We start from the raw sequence: 24,702 nt of genomic DNA, 5'->3' as shown, positions 1-24,702 counted from the left end.
GGCTGCTTTTCGAAGCGGCGCTAAGCTCAGGTGTGGGGGGAGATATTCTTTATCTTCAATGAGGTGAACGGATGGGAGAGACGCAGCTACCCGCAATCAAACCGGAGCTTTACGAACGCCTGATCGACCGTCTTGGCCTGGCCCTGGAAGTCGCCAGAACGTCGGTACGATTGCGCGACGAGATGCCAGCCGAGCTGGAGTTGCGTGGCCTGAGCCATGCAGAGTTCGAAGTGATCAAGGCTTACCTGGACTCGGTCCCGGAACGCCGTAATGCCTGCGCCGGTAGTTACCCGCATGCGGAACCGACATCGGCGAAGATCATCTGGCTCAAGGACAAGAAACGCCCCGCCACGACGGCGACACCCAGGACGCTGCCACATCGCTAGCCGTTCAGGGCGCCCGGCGCAGGCCATCGCGCCCCGGTAATTCAACAAACACTTCACCCGATCGGCGCCGGCAGCGCACTTGTTGACCGGCGCCGATCCTCATAGGCTGCACGCCTGCCAAGGAGGTGTAGCCGATGCCGATTCGATTTTTTATCAAACAATGGTTGATGCCGCCGGGCATCCTGTTCCTGCTGTTGCTGGCGGCCTGGTGGCTGCGCGCCCGGCGGCCGCGGCTGGCGGCGCTGTGCTTTGTGCTGGGGCTGGGTGGGTTGTGGTTGATGAGCCTGCCGCTGGTGGTGCAGCACGGTGCGCGCCTGCTGGAAACCGAGCCCCCGCTGGCATCCGGCGATTGGGCCAGCCTGGCGCACCGGGCGGATGCCATCGTCGTGCTTGGCGCAGGGCGTGAGCGCGGTGATCCGGCCTGGGGCGGTGAGGACCAGCCCTCGGCAACGGCGCTTGAGCGTATGCGCTTTGCCGCGCGACTGGCCAAGGCTTCGGGCTTGCCGGTGCTGACCAGTGGCGGTTTGCACTACGGTACCCCGCCGAGCGAGGCGCAGCTGATGGCGGATCGGCTGCGTGAAGATTTCGCTGTCGAGGTCAAATGGAAGGAAGAGGCCAGCCGGACCACCTGGGAAAATGCCCAATTCAGCGCGCAATTACTCAAGCCACTGGGTATTGGGCGTGTGGTGCTGGTGACCCAGGCCTGGCACATGCAGCGTTCGCGCTGGAGCTTCGAGCAGGCCGGGTTTGAGGTGATACCGGCGCCGATGGGGTTCCTTGGGCGGGATCATGCGCGGCCGTTTGCCGGGTTGCTGCCGGAAAGCCGGGCGATGTGGCAGAGCGGGCAATTGCTGAATGAAGCGGTAGGGTTGGCGGGGTATCGATTGTTCTATTGATTCAAGAGAGCACTCGAGCCCTTGTAGGAGCGGCCTTGTGTCGCGAAAGGACTGCGCAGCAGTCCCAGGATATCTGTGGCGCCGCTGATATCCTGGGGCCGCTTCGCAGCCCATCGCGACACAAGGCCGCTCCTACGGCCTGATCAGACGGTTTTGGCTATGCGCCCCGCCAGCAATGCCCAACCCAGCAGCAAGGCACAGACAATCGCCAGCGGCCACGAGCGCCACTGCAGGTACGGCGTCAGTTGCTGCATCGGGACCACTTCGCCATACAGCACGGCCCGCTGGAACTGCGGAACCTGGGCCGTAATCCGGCCAAACGGGTCGATCAAGGCGGTAACGCCGTTGTTGGTGGCGCGGATCATCCAGCGGCCGGCTTCCAGCGCGCGCATCTGCGCCATCTGCAGGTGCTGCAGCGGGCCGATCGAGGTGCCGAACCAGGTGTCGTTGCTGATGGTCAGCAACAGGTCGCTGCGCGCCGCCAAGCCCGCAGCGAACTCGGGGTAGACCACCTCGTAGCAGATGTACGGGGCGATCTGGTAACCCTTGGCCTGGAGCAGTGGCTGGTCCTCAGGGCCGCGGGCGAAGTCCGACATCGGCAGGTTGAAGAACTCGATCAGGCCGCGAAGCATGTCCTGCAGTGGCACGTATTCGCCGAAGGGCACCAGCTTCTGCTTGAGGTAGGTGCCATCGCCTTCGCCCGTCACGGTCACGCCGTTGTAGTAGCGGCGTTGCTGATGCACCACTTCGCGCACCGGCACGCCGGTGATAAGCGCCGAATGCCGGTCGGCGGCAAAACGCCCCATCACGTCGATGTAGCCTTGGGCCTGGTCCTTGAGGATCGGCACGGCTGTCTCTGGCCAAACCAGCAGATCCACCGGTTTTGAGCTGAAGCTCATGTCGCGGTACAGCGCCAGTTGTGCATCGATGTGCGCCGGGTCCCATTTCAGCTCTTGTTCGACGTTGCCCTGCAGGGCTGCGACCGTCAGTGGGTCGCCAGCAGGCTTGGTCCAGGCGTGGTCTTTGAGGGCCATGCCGACAGCCCAGGGGGCCAGCAGCAACAAGGCTCCCACGGCAAGGAACGATGGGCGTGCACGCAGGCGGTGCAGGTTGCACAGCAGCGCCGCGCTCAATGCCAGGGCGAAAGAGATCAGCCACACGCCGCCCAGCGGCGCCAGGCCAGCCAAAGGCCCTTCCAGTTGGCTGTAGCCGGCATAAAGCCAGGGGAAACCGGTCAGGAACCAGCCACGGAAAGCCTCTTGCAGCAGCCACAGGGCAGCAAAGCACAGCGCATCGGCCAAGGGGGCTTCATTGCGGCGCAGCCAGCGCGCCCATAGCCAGGTGGGCAGGGCAAAGAACCAGGCAAGGGCGGCGAAGAACGCCACCAGCAGCACGATCGCCAGCAGCGGCGAGGCGCCGCCGTAGGTGTTCATGCTGACGTAGATCCACCAGGTGCCGGCCCCGTACAGGCCAAACCCGAACCACCAGCCGCGCCACATGGCCTGGCGCGGGGTGAGCTCGCGCAGGCCGAGGTAGAGCACCGCGATGGACAACAGGGCCAGCGGCCAGATGTCGAATGGCGCCAGGGCCAGAAGGGTAGAGGCGCCGGCCGCCAAGGCCAGCAGGTTACCGGGCCAGCCGGGGCGGGTGATCCAACGCATGTTTGTCCTTAGCGGGTGATCGGGGTCAGGCGCAGCAAGTGTATCCGCCGGCTGTCGGCATTGAGAATACGGAACTTGTAGGGCCCGATCTCAGTGGTCTCGTTGCGCTTGGGCAGGTGGCCGAAAGCGCTCATCACCAGGCCGCCAACCGTGTCGAACTCATCATCGGAGAACTCGCTGTCGAAGAACTCGTTGAAGTTCTCGATCGGCGTGAGCGCCTTGACCAGGAAGTCGCCGCTGGGCAGTGGCTTGATATAGCTGTCTTCCTCGACATCATGCTCGTCTTCGATGTCGCCGACGATCTGTTCGAGCACGTCCTCGATGGTGACCAGGCCCGCCACGCCGCCGTACTCGTCGATGACGATGGCCATGTGGTTGTGGTTGGCGCGGAACTCGCGCAGCAGCACGTTCAGGCGCTTGGACTCGGGCACGAACGTGGCCGGGCGCAGCAGGTCCCTGATGTTGAAGCTGTCGCCGTTCTCTTTGAGGATCAGCGGCAGCAGGTCCTTGGCCAGCAGGATCCCGAGCACATCGTCATGGCTTTCGCCGATCACCGGGTAACGCGAGTGCGCGGCGTCGATGACGGCCGGCAGGAATTCGCGAGGCGACTGGGTAGCCTTGATGCTGATCATCTGCGAACGCGGCACCATGATGTCGCGTACCTGCAGGTCGGCGACCTGGATGGCGCCTTCGACGATGGTCAGCGCTTCGCTGTCGAGCAGCTTGTTCTGATGGGCTTCGCGCAGCAGCTCGAGGAGCTCCTGGCGGTTTTTCGGCTCATGGGCAAAAGCCTGGGTCAGTTTACCCAGCCAGGACTTCTGCCCGTTGCTCGATCGATCTTCGCTCATGGCGTTTCTCGTGATCCTTGCAGTATCAGTGTGTGATTGAATCGTTTTCATCATCGGCATACGGGTCAGGGTGACCCAGTTCTGCCAGCAATTCCCGTTCCAGCGCTTCCATTTCCTCGGCCTCATCGTCTTCGATGTGGTCGTAGCCAAGCAGGTGCAGGCAGCCGTGGATGACCAGGTGCGCCCAATGCGCTTGCAGCGACTTGCCCTGTTCGGCAGCCTCACGCTCGACCACCGGCACGCAGATCACCAGGTCGCCCAGCAGCGGGATATCGAGCAGTTCATCGGGCACATCGGCCGGGAACGACAGCACATTGGTCGCGTAGTCTTTGTGCCGGTAGGTGTGGTTGAGCTCGCGGCCTTCGGCTTCGTCGACCAGACGGATGGTCATTTCCGAGTCGGCGCTGCGCTGGCGCAAGGCCAGTTCGCACCAGGCGCGCAAAGCGGCATCGTCAGGGGTGGCGGCATCCGTGGCGCGCTGCAGGTCAAGTTCAAGCATCTTTGCCGGGCGCCTCGGGCTTGGCCTGGCGGGCATCGAAGCGGTCATAGGCCTCGACAATGCGCTGCACCAGTGGGTGACGAACCACATCTTTGGGTTGGAAGTGGGTAAAACTGATACCCGGAACGTCCTTGAGCACCTCGATCACATGAGCCAGGCCCGACTTGGTGCCACGTGGCAGGTCGACCTGGGTGATGTCGCCGGTGATCACCGCAGTGGAGCCGAAGCCGATACGGGTCAGGAACATTTTCATCTGCTCGAGCGTGGTGTTCTGGCTCTCGTCGAGGATGATGAAACTGTTGTTCAAGGTACGGCCGCGCATGTAGGCCAGCGGGGCGATCTCGATCACCTGGCGCTCGATCAGCTTGGCCACGTGCTCGAAGCCGAGCATTTCGTACAGGGCGTCGTACAGCGGGCGCAGGTACGGGTCGATCTTCTGGGCCAGGTCGCCAGGCAGGAAGCCAAGCTTTTCGCCGGCCTCGACCGCCGGGCGCACCAGCAGGATGCGGCGCACCTGCTCGCGCTCCAGGGCATCGACGGCGCAGGCCACGGCCAGGTAAGTCTTGCCGGTACCGGCCGGGCCTACGCCGAAGTTGATGTCGTTGGCCAGGATTTCCTTGACGTAGCGCTGCTGGTTGACGCCGCGTGGGCGAATGTTGCCCTTGCGCGTGCGCAGGGAAACGCTGACCTCGTTGACTGCCGGGTTATCGATGTTCTCGACGGTCGACTCCTGCAGGTACAGGTGCACGGTTTCCGGCGACAGCTCGGTGGCCTTGGCCTCGCGATAGAGGCGGCGCAGCAGTTGCTCGGCAGCAGAGGTTGTCTTGGGTTCGCCGATCAGCTCGAATTGATTGCCGCGGTTGCGGATTTCGATAGCCAGGCGTTGTTCGATCAGGCGCAAGTGCTCGTCGAACTGGCCGCACAGGTTGGCGAAGCGGTGGGCCTCGAAGGGTTCGAGGATGAAGCGATGAGGTTGTATGGGTGCGTTCAAGGTCGTTTTTAGCCGCTCGACGGCAATAATGGTGAACTCAAGAATAACCCTTGAAGGGCAGGGGCGAAAGCACTGAAACGTTCAACGGTATCGGCGGCACAGATCAACGGGCCTGTCTGTTATGATGCGCGCCTTTTCTTACGCATGTGTTATCCCGGCAAACATGAGCAAACGCGAACCCGCCATCTATAAAGTGATCTTCCTCAATCAGGGGCAGGTCTTCGAGATGTATGCCAAACAGATCTATCAGAGCGACCTGTGGGGCTTCCTGGAAATCGAGGAATTCGTTTTTGGGGAGCGCACCCAGATCGTGGTCGACCCGAGCGAAGAGAAGCTCAAGAACCAGTTCGAAGGTGTGATCCGCAGCTTCGTGCCGATGCACTCGATCGTGCGTATCGACGAGGTCGAGCGCCTGGGCACGGCCAAGATCAGCGAAGCCAAGGGAAGTGGCAATGTGATGCCGTTCCCTATGCCGATGCCAGAGAAGTAAAGCGAGTCAGGGGAGCGGCGAGAACGGCGTGCGCCCTTCGGCGCTTTGCAGTTCCAGCAGGTATTTGCGGAAGATCTGGCCGAGCACCTGGGTGGCATGCTCCAGTTCATCGCGGGGCATCTGCTCGGTGACTTCGTCGGCCATGTCCAGCGCATCTTCGGCGCCGTTGACCGCCGCCATTTTCAGCAGGATATAGGCCTGTACGTTGTTGGCCTCGACCCCTTCACCATGAAAGAACATGCCGCCAAGGCGATACTGGGCTTGTGCATGGCCCTGCAGCGAGGCTTTTTCGAACCAGTCCAAGGCCATTTTCAGGTCTTTGGGGGTTTGCGCGTAGTAGTACTCACCCAGTTCGTACTGCGCCTGGGCGTCCCCGGTCGCCGCCATCTGCTCGCAAGCCTTGAGGGCGTTTTGCTGGTCCTCTGGCTGGACATTGAGCGTGCAGCGCCCCGTTGCAGGAATCAGCAACGAGTTACCGCCCTCCGCCAGTGCCAGCAGGGGCTGAAGAAGCAACAGGCAGCCCAGGGCAAGGGCGCGGCCGGTGCGGTTCATGGGGATCGACTTACCTCTGCAAAGCTACGGCCAATGTCTCTGGTGGCACATTATGGGATAAGCAGCGCCAACCTTACAAAGTTTTACTCGAATTTATGTACCGGTGGGAAAAGTTACTGGTGATGGACGGGCATTTATCGCCAGAGCTCTTCGCGGGTTTACCCGGCGAAGAGCTCTGACCGCGCTTTACTTCAGTGCGGCAAATGCCCGCTCAGCCGCATCCAGGGTGATCTGCAGCTCCTTGTCACCGTGTGCGATCGAGGTAAAGCCGGCCTCGAACGCGCTAGGTGCCAGGTAGACGCCACCGTCGAGCATCAGGTGGAAGAAGCGCTTGAAGCGCTCGGCATCGCTGGCCATCACGTCATCGAAGGTGACGATATCGTCGGCGCCGCTGAAGTACAGGCCGAACATGGCACCTGCCTGGGTTGTCACGAACGGCACGCCAGCGGCATCTGCGCGCTGCTGCAGGCCGTCGAGCATGCGGCTGGTGAAGCCGCTCAGCTCGTCGTGGAAGCCCGGGCGGCTGATCAGCTTCAGCGTGGTCAGGCCTGCGGCCATGGCCAGCGGGTTACCCGACAGGGTACCGGCCTGATACACAGGGCCCAGCGGGGCGATGCAGCCCATGATCTCGCGCTTGCCGCCGAAACAGCCGACCGGCATGCCGCCGCCGACGATCTTGCCGAAGGTCGACAGGTCCGGCGTGATGCCGTAGTAGCCTTGGGCGCCGCCCAGCGAGACGCGAAAGCCCGTCATCACTTCGTCGAAGATCAACACTACGCCGTGCTTGTCGCACTGCTCGCGCAGGCCTTCGAGGAAGCCAGGCGCTGGGGGGACGCAATTCATGTTGCCGGCCACTGGCTCGACGATGATGCAGGCTACGGTCTGGCCGACTTCCGCCAGGGTCTTCTCGACTGCAGCGATGTCGTTGAACGGCAGGGTCAGGGTGTGCTTGGCGAAGTCCGCCGGCACGCCTGCCGAGCTTGGCACGCCCTGGGTCAGCAAACCGGAGCCGGCCTTGACCAGCAAGCTGTCGGAGTGGCCGTGGTAGCAGCCTTCGAACTTGATGATGGCGTCGCGGCCGGTGTAACCCCGGGCCAGGCGGATCGCGCTCATGGTGGCTTCGGTGCCGGAGCTGACCATGCGTACCATTTCCATGGACGGCACCAGCGAGCAAACAAGGTCTGCCATCTCGGTTTCCATGGCGGTCGGCGCGCCGTAGGACAAGCCGTGCTGCAACTGGTTGCGCACCGCGTCGAGCACCTGTGGGTGGCCGTGGCCGAGGATCATCGGGCCCCACGAACCCACGTAGTCAACATAGCGCTTGTCGTCTTCGTCGACGACATAGGCGCCTTCGGCATGCTTGAAGAACAGCGGGGTGCCGCCGACGCTCTTGAAGGCGCGGACCGGCGAGTTGACGCCACCTGGGATGTGCTTCTGGGCTTGGGCGAACAGGGATTCGGAACGGGACATGGGATCTTCTCTTGAAATCAGGAAGCGAACAGGGCGTTGAAGGCGCGGGCGCGGCGGGTGACTTCCTGCGCGCTGTCGGCACCGAACAGGCCATGGATCACCGCCAGCAGGTCGGCACCGTGGGCGACCAGCGGAGCGGCGTTGTCGAGGGTGATGCCGCCGATCACGGCGAGCGGCAGTTTGACCTGGGCCCGGGCCTGCGCCAGCAGGCCAACATCGGCAGCGGGTGCACCGGGCTTGGTCACGGAATTGAAGAAACGGCCAAAGGCGACATAACTGGCGCCTTCGCTGGCAGCCTGGGCGGCCAGGTCGAGGCTGGCGTGGCAGGTCGAGCCAATGATGGCCTGGCGGCCCAGCAGCGCACGCGCCGGGGTCAATGGGCCGTCGGTCTGCCCCAGATGCACACCGACGCCCAGGCGCGCAGCCAGTTCGGCGTCGTCGTTGATGACCAGCTCGGTGCCGTAGCGTTCGCAGAGCTTGAGAAGCGCTTGGGCTTCACGCAGTCGACGGGCGGCATCATCGCTTTTATCGCGGTACTGCAGCAGGCGCACGCCGCCTTCCAGTGCCGCCTCGACATGGGACAGGAAACGGCCGGCGAGCAGCTGGCTGTCGGTGATTGCATACAGACCGCGTAGCTTCATCAGAAAGCCTCGTATCAGGAGCAGAAGTCCAGGGGCAGGCGGCGCGGGACGAACTGGCCCTTGCCCAGCTGCTCGGCGTCACGCAGGGTGCGCCAGGTGTAGTCGAGTGCACTGCGCACGGCGCTTTGCAGGGCTTCGCCCAAGGCCAGGCGGCCGGCCAACGTGCTGGCCAGGGTACAACCCGAGCCGTGGTAGCTGCCAGGCAGGCGCTGGCAGGTCCAGGTATGATGCTGGCCATCGCGGCTGTACAGGCGGTTGTGGATTTCGTCTTCGTCGCCGTGGCCACCGGTGATCAGCAGGTGTTTGCAGAACGGCAACAATTTTTCGGCACACTCGTCTGCCGTACCTTCGGGCAGTTCGGCAAGAATGCGGGCCTCGGGCAGGTTAGGGGTGGCGATGGCGGCCAGCGGCAACAGGCGCTCGCGCAGGGCATAGCCGACCTCGTCCTTGCCCAGCCGGCCACCGCCACCGGCGCGCAGCACCGGGTCGCAGACCACCGGCAGGTGCGGGTGGGCACTGAGCAGTTCGGCGACGGTATCGACCATTTCGATCGAGCCGAGCATGCCCAGCTTGACCGCGGCTACCGTGGAGTCGGCCAGTACGGCATTGGCCTGGGCCAGCACCCACTCGCGGTCGAGCACGCGGAAGTCGGAAACATTGACGGTATCCTGCACGGTCAGGGCGGTCACCGCAGGTGCGGCGTGACAGCCTTGGGCGATCAGGGCTTCGATATCTGCCTGCAAGCCGGCACCGCCACTTGGGTCGTGGCCGGATAGACAGAGGACAACGGGGCGGGAGCTGTAGGTATTCATGGTCGGCGAGCTTACCACCAAACCCTTTTGTACGGATCGTCCTACAAACGGGTTTTGTTGATCGATGGGTCAGCTTTATGCTTTTCACTGGCCTGAAAGCACTGATCTAGAGCCTTTTAAGCTTAAATCAAGATGGCCCGTTGCCAGCCTTCAAAGCTATGCTAGAGTGCTCGGATAACTCGATAAACGGGCTTTACCGGAATTCGTCGTCTCATAGGGATAGGGGGCCATTGCGACGTGTCCGGGCACGCCATGCTGGGGCCGTATGCGCTATTTGCTGATTTTGCTTCTGGGCTGCTTGCCCGTGCTGGCCACTGCGGTCGATTTCGACGACACCACCCGGTACCTTTCGCTGGGCAGCACCATGCAGGTCTATGAAGACCGCGAGGGCAGCGCCAGCATCGCCCAGGTTACCGCGCCCACCTTCGCCAAGCGTTTTCGCCTGCACCGTGAACAAGTGCTGAATGCCGGCTATTCGACTTCGGTGTTCTGGCTCAAGGTCGATTTGCGCTACCTGGCCTCGGCCAACCCCGCACCGCGCCAATGGTTGCTGGAGCTGGCGTACCCGCCGCTGGATCACCTCGAGCTCTATCTGCCGGGCGCCGATGGTACCTACCGCCTGGCACAGCGTACCGGCGATGCCTTGCCCTACGACAGCCGGCAGATCCGCCAGAACAACTACCTGTTCGAACTGCCGCTGCAGCCCAATCAGGCGACCACCGTCTACCTGCGCCTGCACAGCCAGGGCTCGGTACAGGCGCCGTTGGCGCTGTGGTCTGCCGAGGCCTACATGGAAGAGCAGCCCACGCGCCTGTATGTGCTGGGGATGATCTACGGGGTGTTGCTGGTGATGCTGGTGTACAACCTGTTCATCTTCCTCAGCGTTCGGGACGTCAGTTACCTCTACTACATCCTCTATATTGCCTCGTTCGGCTTCTACCAGGTGTCGGTCAACGGCGCAGGGGTGGCGTACTTCTGGCCGAACAGCCCTTGGTGGGCGAATGCCGCCACGCCCTTGTTCATCGGTGCTGCCGGCTTGTTCGGTTGCCAGTTCGCCCGCCACTTCCTGCGCCTGGGCACGATCAGCCGAGGGTTCGATCGGCTGCTGCAACTGTTGATGCTCGGGGCAGTGCTGGTGATGCTGCTGGCGGTGAGCATGCCCTATGGCATTGCCTTGCGCATGGCCACTGTGCTGGCCCTGCTGTTCACCGTCAGCATTTTCACTGCGGGGCTATACGCCTGGGTGCGCGGTCTGCGCGTGGCTCGCTGGTTCATCATTGCCTGGACGGCGTTCCTGCTGGGCGGGCTGGTCAATACCCTGATGGTGCTGGGGTACCTGCCCAATGTGTTCCTGACCATGTATGCCAGCCAGCTCGGTGCGGCGCTGGAAGTGGCGTTGTTGTCCCTGGCCCTGGCCGACCGTATCAACAGCATGCGCGAACAGCAGGCGCAGACCCTGCGTGATACCGGGCGGACACTGGAACAACTGAACCAGCAGCTGGCCAGGAGCAACCACCTCAAGGATGAATTCCTGGCCACGATCACCCATGAACTGCGCACCCCGATGAACGGTGTTATCGGCTCGCTGGAGCTGATGCACACGTTGCCGCTGAGCGCCGAGATGGCCCAGTACCACCGCACGGCGGTGGGCTCTGCGCAGAACATGATGGACATGGTCGACGATATTCTTACCCTCACCGAGCTGCAGGCGGGTCGCCTGCGCGCGCAGCCGGTGCCGTTCAGCTTGCGCCGCACGCTTCAGGACCTGCGTGCCGGCTACGCTGGAACGGCCCTTGGCAAAGGGCTTTACCTGAGCCTGGACATTCCCGCAGAGCTGCCGGACGAACTGCTTGGCGATGCGCATAAGTTGACGCGCTGCCTGGGTTGCCTGGTGGACAATGGCCTGAAGTTCACCCACCAGGGCGGCGTGATGGTTCAGGTGCGCGGCCGTCGGCTTGGGCCCGACAGCCTGGCGCTGACCTTCACCGTCAGTGACAGCGGCATCGGCTTCGATGACCTGGACCAGGCGATCCTGTATCAGCGCTTCTTCCAGGTCGATGGCTCGATGACCCGGCGCTACGGTGGCCTGGGCATCGGCCTGTCGATCTGCCGGCAGTTGGGCGAGGTGCTGGGGGGCACGTTGATGCATGAGTCTACGCGGGGGTTGGGGAGCCGTTTCGAGTTGACGCTGAATGTGGCGATAGCGCAGGTGCAGGTAACGGCGGGCAGGGCGGCTTCGGGGGTTACCCGGTTCTGAAGGCTGCCGGGCGCATGCCACGATGGTGTGCGTTGCCACCTGTTTAGTCATTATTGTCACTTTGACTGGCCCACAGGGAGTGCTTCACTGGGACTTTCATGCATACCCGGCCCCAGGAGCTCCCGATGAACCTGCACCAGTACGCTGAAACCCACGAAGTCACCAATCAGCCACCGTCCCTCGACGGCGCGAACCTGTACCGCCTGGACCTGCCACTGCAGGAGTGGTCGCGGCGTTTCGGTGCCGGCTGGGCCGAATCGCGGATCGATGCCTACGGTGCCTTGGCCGGTGGGCCCCTGATGGCCGCAGGCTTTCTGGCCAACGCGCACAAACCAGCGTTCAGCAGCCATGACCGTTACGGGCACCGCATCGACCTGGTGGAGTTCCACCCCGCCTACCACGAGCTGATGCGTACGGCCGTCGAACACGGCCTGCCGTCGTTGCCCTGGGCCGAGCCGCGCCCCGGTGCCCATGTAGCCCGGGCATCGATGACTTACCTGCACAGCCAGGCAGAAGCCGGTACCGGTTGCCCGCTGACCATGACCTTTGCCGCTGTCCCCGCACTCAGGCTGCAGCCTGAGCTGGCCGAGTACTGGTTGCCGAAGATTCTCGCCCGCGAGTACGACCCCCGCAACGTCGGCGATCAGCACAAGGCAGGTGTGACCATCGGCATGGCCATGACAGAAAAGCAGGGCGGTACCGATGTACGCGCCAACACCACCCGCGCCTATCCTGTCGGCAGCCCGGGGTCGGGCCAGGCCTACGAGCTGGTTGGGCATAAATGGTTCTGTTCGGCGCCGATGTGCGACGCCTTCCTGACACTGGCGCAGACCGACAAAGGCTTGAGCTGTTTCCTGTTGCCACGCCATCGCCCGGATGACAGCCGTAACCAGTTCTACATCCAGCGCCTGAAGAACAAGCTCGGCAACAGCTCCAATGCTTCCAGCGAAGTGGAGCTGCGTGGCGCTCTGGCCTGGATGGTCGGCGAGGAGGGGCGGGGAGTGCCAACCATCATCGAGATGGTGGCCATGACCCGCTTCGACTGCATGGTCGGCTCAAGCGCCCTGATGCGCCAGGCCTTGACCCAGGCTACCCACCACTGCGCGCACCGCAAGGTCGGCGGCCGGGTGCTGAGCGAGCAGCCGCTGATGCAGAACGTGCTGGCCGATCTGGCACTGGAAAGCGAAGCGGCCCTGGCCTTGAGCCTGCGCATGGGGCAAGCGCTAGAGCAACTCGATGATCCGCAGCAGGCGCACTTCGCCCGGTTGGTCACGGCGGTGGGCAAGTATTGGATCTGCAAGCGCGCGCCCGCGATGATCAACGAAGCTGCCGAATGCCTGGGCGGCGCCGGTTATGTCGAGGACAGCATCCTGCCGCGCTTGTACCGTGAAGCACCGGTCAATTCCACTTGGGAGGGGTCGGGCAACGTCCAGTGCCTGGACGTACTGCGTGCCTTGTCCAAGGAGCCGGGCGTGCTCGATACGCTGTTCGCTGAACTGGGCGATGGCCATGGCGATCCACGGCTGGCGGCGCACATCGGCAATCTCAAGGGCGCGTTCGCCGACACGGGCGACATTCAGTATCGTGCCCGGCAGCTGACCGAGGACATCGCCCTGGCCCTGCAGGCCAAGCTGTTGCTGGAAGCGGGCAACACCTCGGTCAGCGATGCCTTCATCGGCAGCCGGCTGGCCGGCGGCGGCCGCGTTTACGGGGCATTGCCGCGCGGCGCCGATGTCCAGGCGCTGGTGGCACGGGCCACGCCGGTCTGGCCCGGCTGACAGGGGGTGTTTTTACCGGCGAAGGCAGGCAAGATGGCTGACATGCATGTCCAGACAGGAAGCACAGTGTGAGCCAAGCCTTTGTAGTCGTTGATACCCCCGAACAGGCCGTCGACCGTCTGGCGGCCTTGCATGAACAGGCCACCGGGGCCCTCAGCCAGGCCCTCAAGCGTTACCTGAAGGACCGCACCGAGCCGGACGCCGACGAGCGCGCCGTTTACCGCTACCCGGCCTTGCGCCTGACCTATTACAGCCACGGCGAAGTCGCCGCCACCACCCGTGCCTATGCCAAGGTACAGGTGGCGGGCACCTACAGCGTCACAGTCACCCAGCCTGCGGCATTTCGGGGTTATCTGCTCGAGCAGTTGCGTCCCTTGATGCACGACTACACCGTGACCGTCGAGGTAGGCGTCAGCGAGCAGAACATCCCGTACCCTTACGTGGTCGACCAGGGCGATGAACTGGCGGGCAGCGGCATCACTGCCGCCGAGCTGGCACGGGTATTCCCCAGTACCGACCTGTCCGCCGCCACCGACGACATTGCCGATGGCCTGTGCGACTGGGGCAGTGCCCAGACACTGCCACTGGCGCTGTTCGACGCCGCCCGCGTGGACTTCTCGCTGCGCCGCCTGGTGCACTACACCGGCAGCGACTGGCGCCATGTGCAGCCTTGGATCCTGCTGACCAACTACCACCGCTATGTCGACCAGTTCATCAGCCATGGCCTTGAACAGCTGCGTGACGACCCGCGCTTCGTGCGCATGGTGCTGCCGGGCAACGTGGCGATCGAAAAGGGCATGGACCATGGTGAGGCCCAGGCCCTGGTGGCCAGCGTGGTCTGGCACCGCTATCAGATGCCGGCGTATCACCTGATCGCCGCTGACGGTGATGGTGTCACCCTGGTCAACATCGGCGTCGGCCCGTCCAACGCCAAGAACATCACCGACCACCTGGCCGTGCTGCGTCCGCATTGCTGGCTGATGATCGGCCACTGCGGGGGCCTGCGTCAGTCGCAGACCATCGGGGACTATGTGCTGGCGCACGCTTACATGCGCCGCGACGGTATCCTTGACCGGGTGGTGCCGCCGAACATCCCGATCCCGGCCCTGGCCGAGGTGCAACTGGCGTTGCAGGAGGCGGCAGCCCAGGTTACCGGCGAACGTGGCGAGGAATTGAAGAAGCGCCTGCGCACCGGCACCGTGCTGACGTACGACGACCGTAACTGGGAGCTGCGCTGGGCCCAGGAACGGCCGCTGATCAACCTGTCGCGGGCCGTGGCGGTAGACATGGAGAGCGGCACCATCGCCGCCCAGGGTTATCGCCTGCGAGTGCCATATGGCACCTTGCTGTGTGTGTCCGATAAACCGCTGCACAGCGAAATCAAGCTGCCTGGGTCGGCCAACGCCTTCTACAACCGCGCGGTCAGCCAGCACTTGAAGATCGGTATCGCCGCCCTCGACCTGCTGCGCACCGAGCTCAATTCGCTGCACTCGCGTAAACTGCGCAGCTTCGATGAGCCGCCGTTCCGCTGAGGATCCATGCCACTGCCACCCCGTTCCAAGCCGCGCCACCCCAAGGCGCGGCCTGCCGGCCCAAAGCGCCAGCCCAAGGCGCCACCGGCCGAGCCTCGCCTGATCCTGTTCAACAAGCCGTTCGATGTGCTTACCCAGTTCAGCGACAGCGATGGCCGTGCCACGCTCAAGGATTACATTGATATTCCTGGCATTTACCCGGCCGGGCGGCTGGACCGTGACAGTGAAGGGTTGCTGTTGCTGACCAACGACGGCGGTTTGCAGGCGCGCATCGCCGACCCCAGGCACAAGCTGGCCAAGACGTACTGGGTGCAGGTGGAAGGCGAACCGAACGATGAGCAGCTAAAGCGGTTGCGCGAAGGCGTGGAGCTCAATGACGGGCCGACCTTGCCTGCCGAAGCACGGCGCCTCGATGAGCCTGAGCTGTGGCCGCGCAACCCGCCGGTACGCTTTCGCAAGAGCGTGCCGACCAGTTGGCTGGAGCTGGTGATTCGCGAGGGGCGTAACCGCCAGGTGCGGCGCATGACAGCGGCGGTGGGCTTGCCGACTTTGCGCCTGGTGCGGGTGCGGATCGGTGATTGGGCGCTGGATGGGTTGGAGCAGGGGTGTTGGCGCGAGGTGCCGGCCAAGTTGTAATGCTCGCTGGCTTCATCGCCGGCAAGCCGGGCCCACAGAAAATGCGCAGGCCTTTGCATTTGTGGGGCCGCCTTGCCGGTGATGAGGCTTGAGAGGGCGCTACACCCCTTCCAGAAACCCCACGACCACGGTCTTGATGATAAAGGCCAGCACCCCCAGCCCCAGCACGAAGAACAGGATCATCGTGCCAAAGCGCCCGGCCTTGGATTTCTTTGCCAAGTCCCAGACGATGAAGCCCATGAAACCGATCAGCACGGTGACCAGGATGATCATCATCCATTCTTCAAATACAGCCGGATCCATCTGTGTGTTCTCCAGGCAAGCTCAGCAGCCAATCAACGAAGGTGGGTCAGGGGCAGTTCGGTACTCGCCAGCACCTGATTGAGCACGAAGCTCGAGCGCACGCTGGTGACGCCTTCGATGCGGGTCAGGCTGCCCAATAGCAGTTTCTGGTAGTGATCCATGTCCGGTACCACCACCTTGAGCTGATAGTCGGCATCCATGCCGGTTACAAGGCTGCATTCAAGCACCTGTGGCAAGTTGCGGATGGCTGCCTCGAAGGTCTCGAAGCGCTCCGGGGTGTGCCGGTCCATGCCGATCAGCACGTAAGCCGTCAGGCTCAGGCCAAGCTTTTTGCGGTCGAGCAGGGCGACTTGCCGTGAGATATAGCCGTCGTCTTCCAGTTGCTTGACCCGACGAGAGCAGGGTGAGGGCGACAGGCCAATGCGTTCGGCCAGCTCCTGGTTGGAAATGCGCGCATCGCGCTGCAATTCGGCGAGGATGCTCAGGTCGTAGCGGTCAAGCTTGCTCATGGAAAAGGCCTTTTCTGATCAGATTGCGGTGAATTATCGATCCAGGGTTAAAAATTGCGCAAGTGCTATTTATCTGAGCAATCTTCGCAATCCGCTGCCGCCCCCTGTCCCGTATCTTTATCAACAGAATCACTGCCCGGACATCAGTCCACGGCGACGCGCCCTAGGCGGGCGGTCGCGGCCAGCCATCCAACAGGATCCGCCAGGCCCCCGGGCTACGTACCTCCACAAGAGCGTATGAGGTGAGCCGGCGCCACAAGTGCCGAGCACGGACGACAATTCTCAAAGGGAGGCCTCAAGGCCTCCCTTTTTTCATGGCCGCGATTTCATCTGTTTGTCCGTTACAGGCACGGTAGACTGGCAGCGTGCCGTTATCTTGACCGTGAGGAACAACATGAAGTCGCGCATCTGGCAGTTGGCAGGTGTTGGTTTGCTTGGCGTGAGCATCTGCCTGGGGGCGATGGCCCAGGGCCCTGAAGACGGGCATGGTGGCAATGGCCGGCAGGATCCCAACGGTAGTTACGAAGGCCGTTCGCCGCTCAACTCGCGCGATGAAGTGCACCAGACCCAGCCCGCCCGCCAGGGCTACTACCAGGATATTCCCCGGCGCAATGCCGATTACCGGCACTGGGAGGCTGGCGGCCCTGGTCAACGGCCTGGTGGCGACTGGCAGGGGCGGCCGGATGGCCATGGCAATGGCTGGGGGCCGGGGCCGCAGTATCGCCCCGGGCACAGCATCGACCATTTCCCGGACCGCTACTGGAAAGTGCCCTACCGTGGGCAGGACTATTTTTACTCAGGTGGTTACTGGTACCGGCCGCATGGCGGCAGCTACATCGTGGTAGCCCCGCCGTACGGGGTGCGGGTCGGCTACCTGCCATCCTATGCACGTGAAGTGTGGGTGGGGGGTGCCTTGCTCTTCCTGGTGGCCGATACGTATTACCAGTACCTGGCAGACAGCCAGGAGTACGTGGTGGTCAGCCCGCCTGCGGTTGCACCGGCACCGGTGCCCGTGGCGCAAGCCCCTTCAGGCAACGCATACGATGTGGTGGCCTACCCGATGCATGGGCAAGGCCAGGAGCAGCAGGACCAGGACCGCTACCAGTGCCACCGTTGGGCGGTGAGCCAGTCCAACTTCGACCCCGCAACCGCCCCCAGCGCACCGCCGGCCAATGTTGCAGACAACTACCGGCGGGCGCTGGGGGCGTGTTTCAGTGGCCGGGGCTACAGTATCAATTGAGCCTCAGACGGGGTCGGCATGCACCATCACATCGGCCTGTGGATAACGCTGGCGGATGACTTCAGAGGCCTGAACGCACAGGGCATGTGCTTCGTGCAACGGCAACTGCCCCGGCAGCTCCAGATGCAGTTGCACGAACCACTGATTGCCCGACACCCTGGTGCGCAGGTCATGCACACCTTTGACCCCGGCAATGCCCAGCACCAGTTCGACCATGCCCTCGCCGATGTCGCCGGGCAGTTCCTTGTCCATCAGGATTGCCGTGCTTTCCCGGGCGATCTGCAGTGCACTCCACAGGATGTACAGCGCGATACCCAGGCCAAACAGCGCATCCAGCTGCGGCCAGCCGTAGCGCGCCAGCAGCAAGGCCAGCAGGATGCTGCCATTTAGCAGCAGGTCAGAGCGATAATGCAGCGAGTCGGCACGCACCGCCGTTGAGCCTGTCACACGTACCACCTTGCGTTGCAGCGCCAGCAAGGCCAGCGTCAGCACCAGCGACAGCAGCATCACGCCGATACCGATTGCAGTATCACCCAAGGGCTGTGGCGATTGCAGGCGCTCGGCGGCCTGAACCCCGATCAGTACCGCACTCACGCCGATGAACACTGCCTGGGCCATGCCTGCCAAGGCTTCTGCCTTGCCGTGGCCGAAGCGATGGTCATCATCAGCCGGGCGTAGCGCATAGTGCACTGCGAGCAGGTTGAGGAACGAGGCGACCGCGTCCAGCGCCGAATCGGTCAGCCCGGCCAGCAGGCTGACCGAGCCACTCAGCCACCAGGCCACGGCCTTGCTCAGCACGAGGATGCTGGCCACCGCGAGCGAGGCGCGGGTGGCCAGGCGTAGCAGGCGCTGGTGTTCAGCCGAGGTGATCATGCCGAGGGTGGTTTCCTTGCAGGTTTCAGGCTGCCGGCACCAGGCCGAACGCTGCCAGTTGCTCGACGCTGCCGCGATGCTGGATCAACCGCGGGTCGTCCAGCGGCAGGCGCTGGCCCAGTTCGCTTTCGAGAATGGCCTGCAGCTTGAGGTTGTCGACCTTGCCATCGGGCTTGATGGCCTCGCGCAGTTTTTCTGGCGCTACTTGTGCCGTGGTGCCCCCAGGGTAGTAGATGGCACCTGTGGCGAAGTCGACGCCAAAGGCAATCAGGCCAGGGATCACGTAGAACAGGATGCCGATGGCATCGAGGGCGACGATTACCGGGTCGACCTTGCCCTCGATCTGCCCGCGGCGTTCGGGGTAGAACAGCGTGCCGCAGGCCGTCAGCTGGGTCAGCAAGGTGGCGATGAGGGCGCCACCGATGACGCGGGATGGGATGCGCATTTGAATCTCCGAAGAAAGTTGCCACAAGGTGGGGCGATACGCCGGCACCTGATGCTAAGACCATGATAGAGCAGGCTGGGTTCGCCGTTATACTCGCCAGACTGTTCGAGGACCACCATGATTTCCTTACCGATCGATGCTGCCCTGCCGGCTTTGCGCCATGCCTTGGAAAACCGTCACGAAGCGGTGCTCGAGGCGCCGCCCGGCGCAGGCAAGACCACCCGTGTACCGCTGGCACTGTTGAATGAAGCCTGGCTGGCCGGGCAGACCATCGTGATGCTGGAGCCGCGCAGGTTGGCGGCGCGTGCGGCGGCCGAACGGCTGGCCAGCGAGCTGGGCGAAAAAGTCGGCGAAACCGTGGGTTACCGCATTCGTTTGGACAGCAAGGTCGGGCCCAATACCCGTATCGAAGTAGTCACCGAAGGCATCCTGACCCGCCGGTTGCAGGCAGACCCTGCGCTGGAGGGGGTAGGGCTGCTGATCTTCGATGAGTTTCACGAGCGCAGCCTGGATGCCGACCTGGCCCTGGCGCTGAGTCTCAATGGCCGGGAACTGCTGCGCGACGACCCGCCGCTGAAAATTTTGCTGATGTCCGCAACCCTGGAGGGCGAGCGCCTGTCCCGGCTGCTCGACGACGCGCCGGTGATCAGCAGCGAAGGCCGCATGTACCCGGTTGATATTCGTTGGGGCCGGCCGTTCCACCCTGGGGAATTCATCGAGCCACGGGTGGTGGACAGCGTGCTGCAGGCCTTGGCCGATCAACCCGGCAGTGTGCTGGTGTTCCTCCCAGGCCAGGCTGAGATCCGTAGGGTTCACCAACGTTTGCAGGAATCATTGGCCGAGCGCCCGGGCATTCTGCTGTGCCCCTTGCATGGCGAACTCGACCTCAATGCCCAGCGTGCCGCCATCGATCCGGCGCCCCAGGGCCTGCGCAAGGTCGTGCTGGCCACAAACATCGCCGAGACCAGCCTGACCATCGACGGCGTGCGCGTGGTCATCGATGCCGGCCTTGCCCGGGTACCGCGTTTCGACCCCGGCAGCGGCATGACGCGCCTGGACACCCAACGCATCTCCCGTGCCAGCGCCACCCAGCGGGCTGGCCGTGCCGGGCGCCTGGAGCCGGGCGTGTGCTACCGCTTGTGGTCAGAGGCGCAGCACGACCAGCTGGCAGCGCATGGCAGTGCCGAAATCCTCCAGGCAGACCTTGCTGGCCTGGCGCTGCAACTTGGCCGATGGGGTGTTGCGCCTGACCAGTTGCGTTGGCTGGACCAGCCTCCAGCGGCGGCATTTTCCCAGGCGCAGGACCTGCTGGCGCGGCTTGGCGCTTTCAAGCTGGGCAGCCGCGACAACCTCAGTGAACACGGCCAGGCCATGGCCGAGCTTCCGGCTCACCCGCGAATCGCTCACCTGCTGCTGCGCGGCCAGGACCTGGGCTTGGCCGCGATGGCTTGCGATGTTGCCGCCTTGTTGGGCGAGCGCGACATCCAGCGCGCAGGTGGCGCCGACCTGCATGACCGGCTGGCGCTGATCAGCGGTGACAGCAAGACCAGCCGTGGCGGCCAGGGCGGTGTGCAGCGTGCCCGGCAGTTGGCCCGCCAGTATCGGGGGCTGCTGCGCGGCAAGGCCGGTGCGGCGGTTGCCGATCCCGAGCATCCACGCTGGCTCGGCGCCCTGCTGGCGTTGGCCTATCCCGACCGGGTTGCCCAGCAGCGTCGCGAGGGCGGGGCCGAGTATCGCCTGGCCAACGGCCGTGCCGCCTTGTTCGCCGAGGCCGATGCACTGATGAAATGCCCGTGGTTGGTCATCGCCGACCTGGGCAGCCGCCAGGGGCAGCGGGAAGAGCGGATTTACCTGGCTGCCGAATTCGACCCGGCGCTGCTCGACGATGTGCTGGCCGAACAGGTCGAGCGCGTCGACATTCTCGACTGGGACGAGCGCGAGCAGGTGTTGCGTGCCGAGCGTCAGACCAAGGTCGGCGAACTGGTACTCAGCCGTGAACCGTTGCCTGGGCTGGATGATGACGCCCGCGCCAGGGCACTGCTAGGCCTGGTGCGGCGCAAAGGCCTGAACCTGCTGAACTGGACGCCAGAGTTGCGCCAGTGGCAGGCGCGAATAGCGCTGTTGCGCCAGCTCGACCTGGAAAAAGACGGCCACAGCGAGTGGCCCGACCTGGGCGACGAGGCGCTGCTGGCCAGCCTGGAGCACTGGCTGCAGCCTTATCTGGGCAAAGTCTCCCGCCTGAGCCATTTCGCCGCCCTGGACCTGCCTTCGATCTTGCGTAATCTGTTGCCCTGGCCGCTGCCCCAGCGCCTGGACGAATGGGCGCCAGCGCACCTGGCTGTGCCGTCGGGCTCCAGTATCCGCCTCGACTACAGTGAAAACCCGCCGATCCTCGCCGTGCGCCTGCAAGAGCTGTTCGGCCTGGCTGACACGCCGCGCATCGCCCAAGGTCGCCAGCAGGTCAAGCTGCACCTGCTGTCGCCAGCGCGGCGGCCAGTGCAGGTGACGCAGGATTTGGCCAACTTCTGGCGCACCACCTATGCAGAGGTGAAGAAGGACCTCAAGGGTAGATACCCCAAGCATTACTGGCCGGACGACCCGCTGGTGGCGGAGGCCACCGCGCGGGCCAAACCGCGCGGTACCTGACTGGGAGACAGTTCAGGCGTCGTTCTTGCTCTCCAGCAGCATGAACAGGCGATACAGCACCACGGTGCTGAACAACTGCAGGAAGCCGAGCAGGCTGGCCATGGCCAGCTCCAGGGCGGGGGCAGGCTCGGGGAAGGCGATCAGCAGCAGCCCGTCAATCAGCCAGATCGGTGCGAGCACGGCAAGTACGCAGAGCATGATGCGCATGAAGTGCCCGGTGGTCATGCGTGCGCTTTCGCGCATCGACTGCACCACCGGCAGGCCGCGCAGCACCAGCAGATACTCGGCGAACACCAGGTTGATCATGATCCATACCCCCGGGAAGACCAGCAGCGCCAGCCCGGCCATGATCAGCAGCGAACTGATCATGATCAGCAGCGCCAATTGCGGCCATAGCTGCATGGCGCGGGCAAACAGCTCGCGTTTGGGGATCTCCTGGCCGTTGCTGCGGGTGTCGAGGTAAAGAATCAGCGCTGCACTGTAAAGCGGGTAGAACAGCAGGCTCACCAGCATGCTGTAGGCCGGTGATGCCTGGTCGCCCAACTGCTGGTACAACAGTTGGGTTACCAGGGCTTCGAGTACGACCAGCGGCAAGCACAGCGGGATGATGTTTGCCAGGTGGCGGCGGAAGAAGTAGAGGGAGTCGCGCAAAACGCTCAGCGGATTCATCGGTCAACATCGCATGGCAGTAAAAGCAGGGGCCTAACTTTAGCCCAGAGCAGTCAATTGCTGAAAAAAGTTTCACCAGGCCAGTGATTGAATCCGCCGCCTGCGCGCCCCATCTTTGACACGTCCGATGTCCCGCTTCCCACGAGGTAGCCCATGAACACTGAAGAACAAACCCTGATCGATGGCCTGTTTGGCCGCATCAAACAAGCCGAAGACCCCAGCCAGCCGCGTGATGCACAGGCCCAGGCGCGCATCGAGGAACACCTGCGCGAGCAGCCGGCGGCGCCTTACTACATGGCCCAGGCAATCCTGGTACAGGAGGCTGCGCTCAAGCGCCTGGACGAACAGAACAAGCAACTGGAAGCAGAGCTCAAACAGGCTCGTGCCCAGGTCGAGGCTTCCCGCACCAGCAGCACCAGCAGTGGTGGCTTCCTCTCCAGCATCTTTGGCGCCAGTGGGCGTAATCCGCAGCCTGCCCAACCATCACAGCAGCCCCAGCGGCCTGCCACGCCGGTCGCTTCGGCAGGCGGTTGGCGTGAGCCGAGTGCCCCGGGCTTCTCCCAGCCGCAGGCGGCGCAACCTGGTTTCGGCGCCGCGCCGGCTCGGGGTGGGGCGAGCAGCTTCCTGGGTGGTGCGATGCAGACCGCTGCCGGTGTGGCCGGTGGTGTGTTGCTGGCACAAGGCATCAGCAGCCTGTTCAACCACCACTCGCAGCCGGAAGAGGTGGTCGAGGTGATCAAGGAAGAACCGGCCCCGGCCAGTGATACCGGGGGTTGGAACGACGAGGGCGCGCAGCCGCAGGTGGCCGACAATGGTGGCTGGGGCGCTGATCAGGGTGGTTTCGCTGACAGTGATTATGGCAGCGATGATGGCGGCTTCTTCTCGGACGACGACACCTTCGTCTGATCGGTCTGGCATACTGCTGGCATTTTCGGGGGCGCATTGCGCCCCTTCAGCCGAGGGTATGTAGTGAAGAAAATCGCACTGTTCGCCGATGTGCAGAACCTCTACTACACCGTGCGCCAGGCCCATGGCTGTCACTTCAACTACACCGCGCTGTGGTCTGAAGTCAGCCGCGAGGGTGAGATCGTCGAGGCCGTGGCGTATGCCATCGACCGTGGGGACAGCAAACAGCAGCAGTTCCAGCAGATCCTGCGCAACCTTGGTTTCGATGTGCGCCTCAAGCCGTTCATCCAGCGCAGCGATGGTTCGGCCAAAGGTGACTGGGATGTGGGGATAACCCTGGATGTGATCGATGCAGCCAGCCGTGTCGATCAGGTAGTACTGGCTTCGGGCGATGGTGATTTCGACCTGCTGCTGGAGCGGGTGATACAGCGTCATGGCGCCGAGGCGGTGGTCTACGGTGTGCCGGGGTTGACCGCCATGTCGCTGATACGAGCGGCCAGCCGCTATGTGCCGATCGAAGGGCGTCTGTTGTTGAAGCATTGAAGCTCGGCGGCGCTTGGCCGCCATTGCGCCGGATACCCCAGCCATTCCGCAAATTGTGCCGCCCAATTAATCCGGTTTTGTAACTTAATCTTGGCGGCGAGGCTCCCTAAACTCATTCCCCCGTAAACGGATTTCGAGTTTTGCCATGCCTGCCTCCCGCCGCTTCCCGTTATTGCTGATTGGTGCCTTTCTGGCCTTGTACCTGGTCTGGGGCTCCACCTACCTGTTCATTCGCATCGGTGTGGAGTCCTGGCCACCGATGCTGATGGCCGGGGTGCGGTTCCTTATCGCCGGGGGCCTGCTCTACGGGTTTTTGCGCTGGCGCGGGGTGCCGGCGCCGACCTGGCCGCAATGGCGTGCAGCAGGGGCCGTGGGTTTTCTGCTGCTCAGTTGCGGCAATGGCGGCGTGACGGTTGCAGAGCATGCTGGCGTTGCCTCCGGCGTCGCTGCGCTGGCGGTGGCTACGGTGCCGCTGTTTACCTTGGTGTTTGGCCTGCTGTTCGGCCATCGCAATTCGCGCCTGGAGTGGGCGGGCATCTTCCTTGGGCTGGTTGGCATCGGCCTGCTCAACCTCGGCTCTAACCTGCAGGCCAGCCCCATCGGTGCGGCGCTGATCCTGTTTGCGGCTGCCGCGTGGGCGTTCGGGTCGGTCTGGAGCAAGAGCCTGCCGTTACCCCAAGGCCCCATGGCCAGTGCGGCCGAGATGCTGGTCGGTGGTGCGGTATTGCTGCTGGGCAGCGCCCTGTCGGGTGAGCGTATGACTCAGATGCCCACTGCGGCAGGCTGGGGCGCGTTGGCTTATCTGGTCTTGTTCGGCTCGATCCTGGCATTCAGCGCCTATATGTACCTGCTCAAGCATGTGCGCCCGGCGGCGGCCACCAGCTACGCCTATGTCAACCCGGCGGTCGCAGTGTTGCTTGGTATCGTCTTTGCCGGCGAGCAGATCGGTGCAGAGGAATGCCTGGCGATGGCGGTGATCATCAGTGCCGTGGTGCTGATCGGCCTGCCGCAGTGGCGCAGGCCGGCGCAGCCCACTGCATCGCTTGAGGGCGAAACCTGCAAGTAGGCCGGGGTGTTGCGGTAAACTTGCCGCCTTCGCTGAACCCCCTGACGGTATTG

Annotated in this window: 25 protein-coding genes; 12 read left to right on the top strand and 13 right to left on the bottom strand. The window is 63.6% G+C overall.

Translation table 11 applies throughout. The features are described 5' to 3' along the window. Window positions 1-71: 71 nt before the first annotated feature. On the top strand, window positions 72-386 hold the full coding sequence (locus tag NGJ21_RS09245) for a hypothetical protein (protein ID WP_012312565.1): 315 nt from the start codon (window positions 72-74) through the stop codon (window positions 384-386). A gap of 134 nt (window positions 387-520) precedes the next feature. Next, complete coding sequence (locus tag NGJ21_RS09240; RefSeq protein ID WP_251962044.1) at window positions 521-1,282, top strand: YdcF family protein; 762 nt, start codon at window positions 521-523, stop codon at window positions 1,280-1,282. 143 nt (window positions 1,283-1,425) lie between these two features. Here NGJ21_RS09240 and lnt read toward each other — a convergent pair whose 3' ends face one another. The 4 genes from lnt to NGJ21_RS09220 are packed head-to-tail and all read right to left on the bottom strand — an operon-like array spanning window position 1,426 to window position 5,281. Then, on the bottom strand, window positions 1,426-2,943 hold the full coding sequence (gene lnt / locus NGJ21_RS09235) for an apolipoprotein N-acyltransferase (RefSeq protein ID WP_115273495.1): 1,518 nt from the start codon (window positions 2,941-2,943) through the stop codon (window positions 1,426-1,428). Between the two features lie 8 nt (window positions 2,944-2,951). Beyond that, complete coding sequence (locus NGJ21_RS09230) at window positions 2,952-3,791, bottom strand: CorC family transporter (RefSeq protein ID WP_046785138.1); 840 nt, start codon at window positions 3,789-3,791, stop codon at window positions 2,952-2,954. A 25-nt stretch (window positions 3,792-3,816) separates the two neighbouring features. Further along, on the bottom strand, window positions 3,817-4,290 hold the full coding sequence (ybeY, locus tag NGJ21_RS09225) for an rRNA maturation RNase YbeY (RefSeq protein WP_012312569.1): 474 nt from the start codon (window positions 4,288-4,290) through the stop codon (window positions 3,817-3,819). Beyond that, window positions 4,283-5,281, bottom strand: coding sequence for a PhoH family protein (locus NGJ21_RS09220; protein WP_012312570.1), 999 nt, complete (start codon window positions 5,279-5,281; stop codon window positions 4,283-4,285). Before NGJ21_RS09220 ends, ybeY begins: the two co-directional genes overlap by 8 nt. Window positions 5,282-5,444: 163 nt before the next feature. On the opposite strand from NGJ21_RS09220, the gene NGJ21_RS09215 reads away from it, so the two are divergent. Beyond that, entirely contained in the window at window positions 5,445-5,771 is a 327-nt protein-coding gene (locus NGJ21_RS09215; protein WP_039601874.1) for a DUF1820 family protein, read from the top strand. Between the two features lie 6 nt (window positions 5,772-5,777). Here the strand turns inward: NGJ21_RS09215 and NGJ21_RS09210 are convergent, their stop codons facing one another. The 4 genes from NGJ21_RS09210 to NGJ21_RS09195 form a co-directional block, all read right to left on the bottom strand. After that, window positions 5,778-6,323, bottom strand: a complete 546-nt coding sequence (locus tag NGJ21_RS09210) for a tetratricopeptide repeat protein (protein WP_119688210.1) — start codon at window positions 6,321-6,323, stop codon at window positions 5,778-5,780. Window positions 6,324-6,509: 186 nt separating this feature from the next. Further along, a complete protein-coding gene (hemL, locus tag NGJ21_RS09205) occupies window positions 6,510-7,793 on the bottom strand; it encodes a glutamate-1-semialdehyde 2,1-aminomutase (protein ID WP_115273497.1) in 1,284 nt (427 codons plus the stop codon). 17 nt (window positions 7,794-7,810) lie between these two features. Next, a complete protein-coding gene (gene thiE, locus NGJ21_RS09200) occupies window positions 7,811-8,434 on the bottom strand; it encodes a thiamine phosphate synthase (protein WP_115273498.1) in 624 nt (207 codons plus the stop codon). A gap of 14 nt (window positions 8,435-8,448) precedes the next feature. Next, entirely contained in the window at window positions 8,449-9,246 is a 798-nt protein-coding gene (locus tag NGJ21_RS09195) for a hydroxymethylpyrimidine/phosphomethylpyrimidine kinase (protein WP_115273499.1), read from the bottom strand. A gap of 265 nt (window positions 9,247-9,511) precedes the next feature. On the opposite strand from NGJ21_RS09195, the gene NGJ21_RS09190 reads away from it, so the two are divergent. The 4 genes from NGJ21_RS09190 to NGJ21_RS09175 all read left to right on the top strand — a co-directional run bounded on the left by NGJ21_RS09190 (window position 9,512) and on the right by NGJ21_RS09175 (window position 15,449). Continuing rightward, entirely contained in the window at window positions 9,512-11,503 is a 1,992-nt protein-coding gene (locus NGJ21_RS09190) for a sensor histidine kinase (protein ID WP_046785142.1), read from the top strand. Between the two features lie 125 nt (window positions 11,504-11,628). Next, complete coding sequence (locus NGJ21_RS09185) at window positions 11,629-13,281, top strand: acyl-CoA dehydrogenase family protein (protein ID WP_251962043.1); 1,653 nt, start codon at window positions 11,629-11,631, stop codon at window positions 13,279-13,281. A gap of 68 nt (window positions 13,282-13,349) precedes the next feature. Then, the gene (amn, locus tag NGJ21_RS09180) at window positions 13,350-14,813 is read left to right on the top strand and encodes an AMP nucleosidase (protein WP_012312578.1); all 1,464 of its coding nucleotides are present in this window, start codon (window positions 13,350-13,352) and stop codon (window positions 14,811-14,813) included. 6 nt (window positions 14,814-14,819) lie between these two features. Continuing rightward, window positions 14,820-15,449 (top strand): pseudouridine synthase, encoded by a 630-nt coding sequence (locus NGJ21_RS09175; protein ID WP_251962042.1) that lies wholly within the window; start codon window positions 14,820-14,822, stop codon window positions 15,447-15,449. A gap of 99 nt (window positions 15,450-15,548) precedes the next feature. Here the strand turns inward: NGJ21_RS09175 and NGJ21_RS09170 are convergent, their stop codons facing one another. Both NGJ21_RS09170 and NGJ21_RS09165 read right to left on the bottom strand, forming a co-directional pair. Beyond that, window positions 15,549-15,752 (bottom strand): DUF2788 domain-containing protein, encoded by a 204-nt coding sequence (locus NGJ21_RS09170; RefSeq protein ID WP_012312580.1) that lies wholly within the window; start codon window positions 15,750-15,752, stop codon window positions 15,549-15,551. A 32-nt stretch (window positions 15,753-15,784) separates the two neighbouring features. Beyond that, a complete protein-coding gene (locus NGJ21_RS09165; protein WP_003249795.1) occupies window positions 15,785-16,261 on the bottom strand; it encodes an Lrp/AsnC family transcriptional regulator in 477 nt (158 codons plus the stop codon). 394 nt (window positions 16,262-16,655) lie between these two features. Between NGJ21_RS09165 and NGJ21_RS09160 the strand changes: the two genes are divergently transcribed. Beyond that, complete coding sequence (locus NGJ21_RS09160) at window positions 16,656-17,501, top strand: DUF6515 family protein (RefSeq protein ID WP_115273502.1); 846 nt, start codon at window positions 16,656-16,658, stop codon at window positions 17,499-17,501. Window positions 17,502-17,504: 3 nt separating this feature from the next. On the opposite strand, the gene NGJ21_RS09155 is transcribed toward NGJ21_RS09160, so the two are convergent. Together NGJ21_RS09155 and pmcY are read right to left on the bottom strand one after the other, a co-directional pair. Beyond that, window positions 17,505-18,374 (bottom strand): cation diffusion facilitator family transporter, encoded by an 870-nt coding sequence (locus NGJ21_RS09155; RefSeq protein WP_012312582.1) that lies wholly within the window; start codon window positions 18,372-18,374, stop codon window positions 17,505-17,507. 25 nt (window positions 18,375-18,399) lie between these two features. After that, the gene (gene pmcY / locus NGJ21_RS09150) at window positions 18,400-18,819 is read right to left on the bottom strand and encodes a periplasmic Zn2+ metallochaperone PmcY (protein WP_204919525.1); all 420 of its coding nucleotides are present in this window, start codon (window positions 18,817-18,819) and stop codon (window positions 18,400-18,402) included. Window positions 18,820-18,936: 117 nt separating this feature from the next. Here pmcY and hrpB point away from each other — a divergent pair, with 117 nt between their 5' ends. Then, window positions 18,937-21,465 (top strand): ATP-dependent helicase HrpB, encoded by a 2,529-nt coding sequence (hrpB, locus tag NGJ21_RS09145; protein ID WP_251962041.1) that lies wholly within the window; start codon window positions 18,937-18,939, stop codon window positions 21,463-21,465. A gap of 12 nt (window positions 21,466-21,477) precedes the next feature. Here hrpB and NGJ21_RS09140 read toward each other — a convergent pair whose 3' ends face one another. Then, window positions 21,478-22,134: a YciC family protein gene (locus NGJ21_RS09140; protein WP_012312586.1), complete on the bottom strand. Its 657-nt coding sequence runs from the start codon at window positions 22,132-22,134 to the stop codon at window positions 21,478-21,480. A gap of 153 nt (window positions 22,135-22,287) precedes the next feature. Between NGJ21_RS09140 and NGJ21_RS09135 the strand changes: the two genes are divergently transcribed. From NGJ21_RS09135 to yedA, 3 genes are all read left to right on the top strand, one after another. Beyond that, entirely contained in the window at window positions 22,288-23,040 is a 753-nt protein-coding gene (locus NGJ21_RS09135; protein ID WP_196997424.1) for a DUF2076 domain-containing protein, read from the top strand. A gap of 63 nt (window positions 23,041-23,103) precedes the next feature. Beyond that, window positions 23,104-23,583, top strand: coding sequence for an NYN domain-containing protein (locus tag NGJ21_RS09130; RefSeq protein WP_012312588.1), 480 nt, complete (start codon window positions 23,104-23,106; stop codon window positions 23,581-23,583). Window positions 23,584-23,728: 145 nt separating this feature from the next. Then, window positions 23,729-24,649 carry a drug/metabolite exporter YedA gene (yedA, locus tag NGJ21_RS09125; protein WP_115273506.1) on the top strand — a complete coding sequence of 307 codons (921 nt, stop codon included), beginning with the start codon at window positions 23,729-23,731 and terminating at the stop codon, window positions 24,647-24,649. The last annotated feature ends 53 nt before the right edge of the window (window positions 24,650-24,702 follow it).

The sequence above is a fragment of the Pseudomonas sp. Marseille-Q5299 genome (genome assembly GCF_943737035.1).
Taxonomy (GTDB): Bacteria; Pseudomonadota; Gammaproteobacteria; order Pseudomonadales; family Pseudomonadaceae; genus Aquipseudomonas; species Aquipseudomonas putida_E.
This window is presented reverse-complemented; position numbering and strand designations above follow the sequence as displayed.